This is a genomic window from Frankia sp. AgKG'84/4, from assembly GCF_023242965.2.
Lineage (GTDB): Bacteria > Actinomycetota > Actinomycetes > Frankiales > Frankiaceae > Frankia.
The window spans coordinates 1-1,574 of sequence record NZ_JALKFU020001056.1 but is presented as its reverse complement, the minus strand read 5'-3'; the positions used below and the strand labels follow the sequence as shown (position 1 = coordinate 1,574).

Here is a 1,574-nt window from a genome sequence, read left to right as displayed (position 1 = left end):
GGCGTGGAGGGCCGCGCCGGCACCGAGGAACACCGAGGCCGCCGAGCCGGCCAGCACGAACGCCTGCAGGCCGAGCGGGCGGGTGAGGACATCGAGGTGGTCGGCGGCGACGGCCCTGGGCGCGAACACCCGGTGCAGCCGGTCGGAGTCGTACTCGCCGACGAGACCGCTGTCGGACACCCGGGCGGCGTGCACGACGGCGGTCAGCGGGTGCCGCGGCCCGATGGCGGCCAGCATCTCCGCCACCGCCGACCGGTCAGCGACATCGCACGCCACCGCCGTCACCGCGGCGCCGCCTGCGGCCAGTTCGGTCAGGAGGGCGGCGGCGTCCCCGCCGGCATTGCCGCGACGGCTCGCCAGAACCAGATGCCGAACTCCGTGCCGGGACACGAGATGGCGGGCAATCGCGGCACCGAGGGTGCCGGTCGCGCCGGTGACCAGCACGGTGCCATCCGGGTCAAGGGCGGGGCCGTCCGGGTCGAGGGCGGACTCCTCGACCCGGACCAGCCGGGGGACGAACAGAGCGCCGGCACGGACCGCGAGTTGCGGCTCGCCCGCGGCAAGGGCCGCGCCCACCGTTCGCTCCAGGCCACCGGATCCACCGGATCCACCGGATCCACCGGATCCATCGGGTCCATCGGGTCCATCGGGTCCATCGGGTCCATCGGATGGGTCCGCATCGGTGGACGGGTCGCTGGCCGGGTCCGTGTCGATCAGGACGAGCCGCAGGGGGTGTTCGGCCTGTGCCGCCCGAACGAGGCCCCAGACGGCGGCGCCGGCGCGGTCGATCACCGTGGCGTCGCCGCCCGCCGGGACGGCGCCCTGGGTCACGACGACGAGGCGGGCGTCCTCCGGGGCGGTAGCAAGCCAGGTCTGCACCGCGGCGAGGACGTCGGCGGCCAGAGCGGCCGCGCTGGCACCGCCGTCGGCGGCGGGCCCGACCGCCGAGGAACGGGCGGCGCACCGGGCTGGTAACACGACAACGCCGGGAGCCTCGACCCGGGTGGCGAGCTCGGCGATGTCACCGGTGGTCCGGGCGAGGCTCACCGCTGGCGCCGGGTCGGCGGGGGCCACCGACGGGATCGGCGACCAGGCGACCTCCAGCAGATCCTCGTGGCCCGTGCGCCCGACGTCGCCGGCCGCCAACGGTCGGAAGGTGAGCGTCGCGACGCTCAGCACGAGCTCTCCCGCCGGGTCGGTCACGGTCAGCTGGGTCGCGTCCGCTCCGGCGGGCTCGGCCCGGACCCGCAGGCGGGTGGCACCGGCGGAGTGGAGGATGACGCCGCCCCAGTGGGCGGGATGCTCGACGTCGTCTTCCCCGCCGGTACGGACGGCCCGCGTCACGGCGTCGAGCAGAGCCGGGTGGATGCCGTAGCCGCCGGCCCCTTCCCGCTGTTCCTCGGACAGCTCGACCTCGGCGAAGAGGTGTTCCCCGCGTCGCCAGAGCGCCGGGCCGCCCGGCGCGGACGCGGTCGGCTCGGCGCCGGGTGGCGGCCAGGTCGCCGGATCCGCCGGTCGGTCGCTGTCGGAAAGGGCCGGGTCGCCGTCCGTCGGGTTGTCCAGAAGGCCGGAGG

At 76.2% G+C, this 1,574-nt stretch carries 1 protein-coding gene; it reads right to left on the bottom strand.

The annotated features are described in order from the left end of the window. Positions 1-1,574: SDR family NAD(P)-dependent oxidoreductase (locus MXD58_RS30480; RefSeq protein WP_284678913.1), on the bottom strand; the 1,574-nt coding region annotated here is incomplete at both ends.